Consider the following 6,575-nt stretch of genomic DNA (forward strand, 5'->3'; position numbering starts at 1 on the left):
ACGCCGTGCCCGGGACCGTGCTGGCGCTCGGGCTCCTCGGGCCGCTCGTCGCCGTGGACGGCGTCATCGGCGACGCGTGGCGCGCCCTCACGGGCAAGGGCGTCGGCCTGCTGCTCGCCGGCTCGGGCGCCGCCGTCACGATCGCCTACACGATCCGGTTCCTGGCGATCGCCACCGGCTTCGCCCAGGCCGCCCTGGCGCGCCTGCCGCTCGATCTCGACGATGCCGCCGCCTCGGTCGGGGCCCGTCCGGGCCGCGTCGTGCGCGCCGTGCACCTGCCGCTCACCCGGCCGGCGCTGCTCGGCGCCGCGCTCCTGGTCTTCGTCGACTGTCTGAAGGAGCTGCCGGCGACGCTGCTGCTGCGGCCCCTCAACACCGAGACGCTGGCGACCTATGTCTATCAGTTCGCCACCCGCGGCAGCTTCGAGGAGGGGGCGCTCGCCGCCCTGCTGATCGTCCTGGTCGGACTCGTCCCGGTGATCCGGCTGGTCCGCCTCTCCGACGATCTCGACCCGGACGCGCCGCTCGCGTAGCATCACCGCGCACCTGCAGCATGGACCGGATCGACGGCATGCGGACTCCCCGCCCGTCGCCTCCGGACACGACCGGAACGCGCGCCCGCCGCTTGACTCGGCGCGACGCGAAACGCTACGGCACATCGACGAATTCGGCTTACGAATCCATCACATAGTCGAACACAGGATCCAGGTGAAGGAAACGGCGGTGGGATCATGAAGAAGGTCTACAAGGATCCGTCCTCGGCCCTGGCGGGGCTGATCAAGGACGGCATGACGATCATGTCGGGAGGCTTCGGCCTCTGCGGCATTCCCGAGAGCCTGATCAAGGCGGTGCGGGATTCGGGCGCCAAGAACCTGACCGTGATCTCCAACAACGCCGGGGTCGACGGGATCGGGCTCGGCATCCTGCTGGAGACCCGCCAGATCAAGAAGATGATCTCGTCCTATGTGGGCGAGAACAAGCTGTTCGCCCAGCAGTTCCTGTCCGGCGATCTGGAGCTCGAGTTCAATCCCCAGGGCACGCTCGCCGAGCGCATCCGGGCCGGCGGCGCCGGCATCCCGGCCTTCTTCACCAAGACCGGCGTCGGCACCGTGATCGCCGACGGCAAGGAGGTGCGCGAGTTCCACGGCGAGAAATACGTGATGGAGACCGGCCTCACCGCCGACATCTCGCTCGTGCATGCCTGGATGGGCGATGCGGAGGGCAACCTCGTCTACCGGAAGACCGCCCGCAACTTCAATCCGATGATGGCGACGGCCGGCAAGATCACCATCGCCGAGGTCGAGCACCTGGTCGATCCGGGCGACATCGAGCCCGACCGCATCGTCACCCCCGGAATCTTCGTGCAGCGGATCGTCCAGATCCATGCGGAGAAGCACATCGAGCAGCGGACCACGCGCAAGCGCAGCTTGGCCGAGATGGCGGCCGGCGCCGGGGAGGAAGTGTGATGGCCTGGACCCGTGACCAGATGGCCGCCCGTGCGGCCCGCGAGCTGAAGGACGGCTACTACGTCAATCTCGGCATCGGCATTCCGACGCTGGTGTCGAACTTCATTCCCGAGGGGGTGAAGGTGGTGCTGCAGAGCGAGAACGGGATGCTCGGCATGGGCCCGTTCCCGTACGACGGCGAGGAGGACCCCGACCTCATCAACGCCGGCAAGCAGACCATCACGGAGCTGCCGACCACCAGCTACTTCTCCTCGGCCGACAGTTTCGCGATGATCCGCGGCGGCCACATCGACCTGTCGATCCTGGGCGCCATGCAGGTCGCCGAGAACGGCGACCTCGCCAACTGGATGATCCCGGGCAAGATGGTGAAGGGCATGGGCGGCGCCATGGATCTGGTCGCCGGCGTCAAGAAGGTCGTGGTGGTGATGGAGCACGTCGCCAAGGACGGGCCGAAGCTCCTGCATCGCTGCAACCTGCCGCTCACCGGCGCCAACGTGGTCGACATGGTGATCACGGATCTCGCCGTCTTCACCATCGACAAGCACGGCTCCGGCGGCATGGCCCTGGTCGAGCTCGCCGATGGCGTCACGCTGGACGAGGTGAAGGCGAACACCGAGGCGAGCTTCTCGGTCGCCCTCGCCAAAGCCGCCTAGCCCGGTTTCGGGCGTCCGGTCCCGGGCGGTGCGGCGGCGCCGCGCCCCCGGGAGCGGCATGGAAAAATCCCTTTCCGATCGCTCGTGTATCGCTCGTGTCTTGATTAAAAAACCCTTCCGGCGCCGACTGTTGCGGCCACGAAAGGGTCACAGAGATCGCGCAGGTTCGCGACCCTGCCGGGGCACCATCCGGCACAACCCGAAAAACGGATCCGTCGTCCCGTGAGCGTCCCCGCCGGCTTCAAGCGTCTCGCCCTCGCCGTCTCCGTGACGGTCGGGGCCGGCCTCGCGGCGCTGGGGCTCGCCTCCTATCTGGTGTCGGTCGATGCGGCCCGCGACGCCGTCACGGCGGAGGTGCGCAGCGTCACCGGCCTGGAGCCCACCGTTCGGGGCACCTCGACGCTGTCGATGTTCCCGTCGCCGCGGATTTCGCTCGGCGACGTCGCGCTCGCCGGCTTCACCGGGGACGAGCCGCCCTTCGTCGCCGAGGCGCTGGTCGCCAATGTCCGCTGGCTGCCGCTTTTGACCGGACGCCTGGAGATCGCCGACATCGCCCTGGTGCGGCCGCACATCACCATCCGGTTCGATCAGGACGGCCGGTCCAACTGGTCGCCGCTGGTCGACTCGCTGGCCCGCGCCATGCGGCCCGGCCCGCAGAGCGATCCGCGCACCTTGTCCTTCTCGGAGATCCGCATCGCCGACGGCACCGTCGTGCTGCAGGACGCCGGGCGCGCCGTGAACGAGGTCCTGGAGAACGTCGAGCTCTCCCTCGCCTGGCCGTCGATCGCCAAGAGCTTCGCCGCGACGGGCCGCATCGCCTGGCGCGACGAGCCGCTCGACGTGTCGCTGGCGATCAGCGACTTCCCGGCGGCGCTCGCCGGCGACAATTCCGGCCTCAAGCTGCGGATCGGCGGGGCTCCCCTCAAGGCCGCCTTCGAGGGCGCCATGAGCATGCGCCCGAGCCTCAAGATCGACGGTACGCTGGCGGCCGACGCGCCGTCGCTGCGCGGCGTCATGGGCTGGGTGTCGGGCCGCTCGCTGTTCGGCGTCGGGCTCGGCCGCTTCGCGCTCAAGGCCCGGACCAACCTGGTCAGCGGCACGCTGGCGTTCTCCAATCTCAATATCGAGCTCGACGGCAACGCCGCCGAAGGCGTGCTGACCTATGGCTTGAGCGGACGCCAGACCCTGCAGGGAACGCTGGCGGTCGAGACCCTCGACCTGACGCCCTACGCCTCGGCGATGCGCCTGATGGGGTCCGATTCGCGCGACTGGAACCGCAAGCCGATCGCGCTCGACTGGTTCGACGATATCGATCTCGACCTGCGGGTCTCCGCCGCCAGGGTGCTGACCCCACAGACCCGCTTCGGCCGCACCGCGGTGGCGGCGACGCTGCGCGACGGAAGGCTGGTCGTCACGGTCGGCGAGACCCACGCCTTCAACGGCGTCATCACCGGCTCGCTGTCGGTGGCCAAGACACCCGCCGGCGCGGTGCTGCGCTCGCAGCTCTCGCTCGACAATGTCGATCTCGAGACTTGCCTGGCCGAGCTGATCGGCGTCCGACGGCTGGAGGGTAAGGGCAATGTCCGGGTCAGCCTCGACGGCGCCGGCGCCAGTGTTCTCGGCGTCACCCGGACGCTCAACGGCAATGTCTCGCTGCGGGCCGCCAATGGCGGGCTGGTCGGCGTCAATGTCGAGCAGCTGCTGCGCCGGCTGGAGCGTCGTCCGCTCGCCGGCAGCGCCGATTTCCGCTCCGGCCGCACGCCGTTCGACACGCTCGCCGTGGTGCTGAAGATCAGCCAGGGCACGGCCCGGGCCGAGGACGTCCGGTTCGAGGGCAGCAATGTCCGCCTCTCGGTCGGCGGCACCGCCTCGGTGCCGGGGCGCGAGCTCGATCTCACCGGCACGGCGAGCCTGCTGGCCGCCTCGGTCGAGCAGCCGCCGTCCTTCGAGCTGCCCTTCTTCGTCCAGGGCACCTGGGACGATCCGATCATGCTGCCGGACACGCAGGCGTTGATCCGTCGGTCCGGCGCGGCCGCGCCGTTGCTCGACGCAGTCTCGGCCGACAAGCGGGCGCGCGACGCGGTCCGCTCCGCCATCGAGCGGCTCGGCGGGGGCGACGGGGCCGCCGCGCTCCGCCGCTACGGCGTGCCGATCCCGGAGACGACGACCCCGCCGGCCGCCGAGCCGGCCGCGCCCGAGCCGGACGCCTCCGCCGCCGAGGTCCCGACCCGCTGAGGCGGCTCCGGTCGATTGGTCGATCGTCCCTCCTTTTGCGCGCCGTCGCCCGCCGCACTCCACGCCTTGCTGTATGATGGCGCGCCGCGAATCGGCCGGCAGCGAGGGGGTGGGGCCCGGGGACGATGTGGAGAGTGCTGCATACCGTGGTGAAGATCGCGGTCGCCTCGCTGATCGTCGGAACGGTGCTGGCGCATTTCGGCATCACGCTCGACGCGCTGACCAAGGAGCTCGGCGTCTCGCCCGAACGCCTGGAGCAGATGGTCCGCAGCGCCGTCGCCGTGGTCTTGCCCAACCTCCTGCTCGGCGCCCTGATCATCGTGCCGCTCTGGGCCCTGATCTACATCCTGCGTCCGCCCGGCCAGAGCAGCGAGTAGAGCGGGTCCGTCCCCGACCGACCCGTCGCCCCGGGTCCCGGCGCGACGCACTGAGCGCCCTTCGGCCGGCGTCCGCGCTCACGATGCCGCTGCCTCGCCCCGCTCCGCCCGCCGCGACACCAGCGAGGCGAGGATCACGACCAGCGCCGTGACGGCGATGAAGATCGTGCACACCGCGTTGATCTCCGGCTTCACCCCGAGCCGCACCTCCGAATAGATGCGGATCGGCAGCGTCGTCGCGCCCGGGCCGGTGGTGAAGCTGGCGATGACCAGATCGTCGAGGGACAGGGAGAAGGCGAGCAGGAAGCCGGCCGCGATCCCCGGCGCGATCACGGGCAGCGTCACGGTCAGGAAGGTCCGCAGCGGCGGGCAGCCGAGATCCTGGGCGGCCTCCTCCAGGCTGCGGTCGAAGCCAGCGAGGCGCGACTGCACGACGACGGCGACGAAGCACATCGTCAGGGTCGTATGGGCGATCGTCACGGTCGCGGCGCCGCGCTCGAAGCCGACGGTGACGAACAGCAAGAGCAGCGACAGGCCGGTGATCACCTCCGGCATCACCAGCGGCGCGTATATCATCGCGGCGAAGGGCAGGCGGCCGCGAAACCGGCCGAGTCGCGTCAGCGCCAGTGCCGCCAGGGTGCCCAGCACGGTGGCGAGCGTCGCCGAGGCGAAGGCGATGCCGAGCGAGGTCAGCGCCGCATCCTGCAGGGCGCGGTCCTCCAGCAGCGCCGCGTACCAGCGCGTTGAGAAGCCGCCCCACACGGTGACGAGCCGCGATGCGTTGAACGAGTAGACCACAAGGATCAGAATCGGGACGTAGAGGAAGGCGAGCCCCACCGCCAGTGAGACGAGGTTGAAGGGCGACAGGCGGCGCATCTCAGCGGCCCTCGCGGATCTGGCGCGACTGCAGCGCCTCGTAGGCCGCGATCGGGCCGACCAGCAGGACCAGCAGCACGACCGCGATGGCGGAGGCGACCGGCCAGTCCTTGTTGGCGAAGAACTCGGTCCACAGCGTCTGCCCGATCATCATCGTGTCGGAGCCGCCCAGAAGATCCGGAATCACGAACTCGCCGATGATCGGGATCATGCACAGCAGGCAGCCGGCGCCGATGCCGGGCAGGATCAGCGGCACGGTGATGAGCCAGAACGCTCGTCCGCGCGGGCAGCCGAGATCGGCCGCGGCCTCCAGGAGGCTCTCGTCGATCTTCTGCAGGCCGGCATAGAGCGGCAGCACCATGAAGGGCAGGTAGGAGTAGACGATGCCGATCAGCACGGCCGTGTCGGTGGCGAGCCAGGTCGGCGGCTCGTCGACGACGCGCAGCGCCACGAGAAGCTGGTTCAGCAGCCCGTCGTGCTGCAGGATCGTCATCCAGGCGTAGATGCGGATCAGGAACGAGGTCCAGAACGGCAGCATCACGGCGACGACCAGGACGGGCTGCCACCGCGCCGGCGCCCGCGCCATCGCATGGGCGAGCGGCAAGCCGATCACCAGCAGGATCGCGGTCGCGACGAGCGCGACCTGAAGGCTCTTCAGGTAGGAGAAGACATAGAGGTCGTCGCGCGCGATCAGCGCATAGGCGTCGGCCGAGAGCGCCTTCACGAAGGCGACGACACCGGCGATACCCTCGGAGAGATCCAGCACCGGCGTGTAAGGGGGCTGGGCGATGGCGGTCTGCGACAGGCTGATGCGGCCGACGATCAGGAACGGCACCAGGAAGAAGGCGACCAGCCACAGATAGGGCAGGGCGACGATCAGCCGCTCGCCGAGGGATCTTTGCCGAGTGCGATCGTTCATAGCGCTCACTCGCCGGTCATTCCGGGGCGCGAGCCGGAGGCTCGCGAAC

Annotated in this window: 7 protein-coding genes; 5 read left to right on the forward strand and 2 right to left on the reverse strand. The window is 69.6% G+C overall.

Annotated features, from left to right (window positions below; all coding sequences use genetic code 11):
- From CH341_RS26315 to CH341_RS26335, 5 genes are all read left to right on the forward strand, one after another.
- A partial coding sequence (locus CH341_RS26315) for an ABC transporter permease (RefSeq protein ID WP_146604630.1) occupies positions 1-533 on the forward strand: 533 nt, incomplete at its 5' end.
- A gap of 198 nt (positions 534-731) precedes the next feature.
- The gene (locus CH341_RS26320) at positions 732-1,466 is read left to right on the forward strand and encodes a CoA transferase subunit A (protein ID WP_111421927.1); all 735 of its coding nucleotides are present in this window, start codon (positions 732-734) and stop codon (positions 1,464-1,466) included.
- Positions 1,466-2,119, forward strand: coding sequence for a CoA transferase subunit B (locus CH341_RS26325; RefSeq protein ID WP_111421928.1), 654 nt, complete (start codon positions 1,466-1,468; stop codon positions 2,117-2,119). Before CH341_RS26320 ends, CH341_RS26325 begins: the two co-directional genes overlap by 1 nt.
- 222 nt (positions 2,120-2,341) lie before the next feature.
- Positions 2,342-4,354: an AsmA family protein gene (locus CH341_RS26330; RefSeq protein WP_111421929.1), complete on the forward strand. Its 2,013-nt coding sequence runs from the start codon at positions 2,342-2,344 to the stop codon at positions 4,352-4,354.
- A 134-nt stretch (positions 4,355-4,488) separates the two neighbouring features.
- Entirely contained in the window at positions 4,489-4,731 is a 243-nt protein-coding gene (locus tag CH341_RS26335) for a DUF6460 domain-containing protein (RefSeq protein WP_111421930.1), read from the forward strand.
- A 78-nt stretch (positions 4,732-4,809) separates the two neighbouring features.
- Here CH341_RS26335 and CH341_RS26340 read toward each other — a convergent pair whose 3' ends face one another.
- Entirely contained in the window at positions 4,810-5,607 is a 798-nt protein-coding gene (locus CH341_RS26340) for an ABC transporter permease (RefSeq protein WP_111421931.1), read from the reverse strand.
- A 1-nt stretch (position 5,608) separates the two neighbouring features.
- Positions 5,609-6,526 (reverse strand): ABC transporter permease, encoded by a 918-nt coding sequence (locus CH341_RS26345; RefSeq protein ID WP_111421932.1) that lies wholly within the window; start codon positions 6,524-6,526, stop codon positions 5,609-5,611.
- Positions 6,527-6,575 lie beyond the last annotated feature (49 nt).

Source organism: Rhodoplanes roseus, from assembly GCF_003258865.1.
Taxonomy (GTDB): domain Bacteria; phylum Pseudomonadota; class Alphaproteobacteria; order Rhizobiales; family Xanthobacteraceae; genus Rhodoplanes; species Rhodoplanes roseus.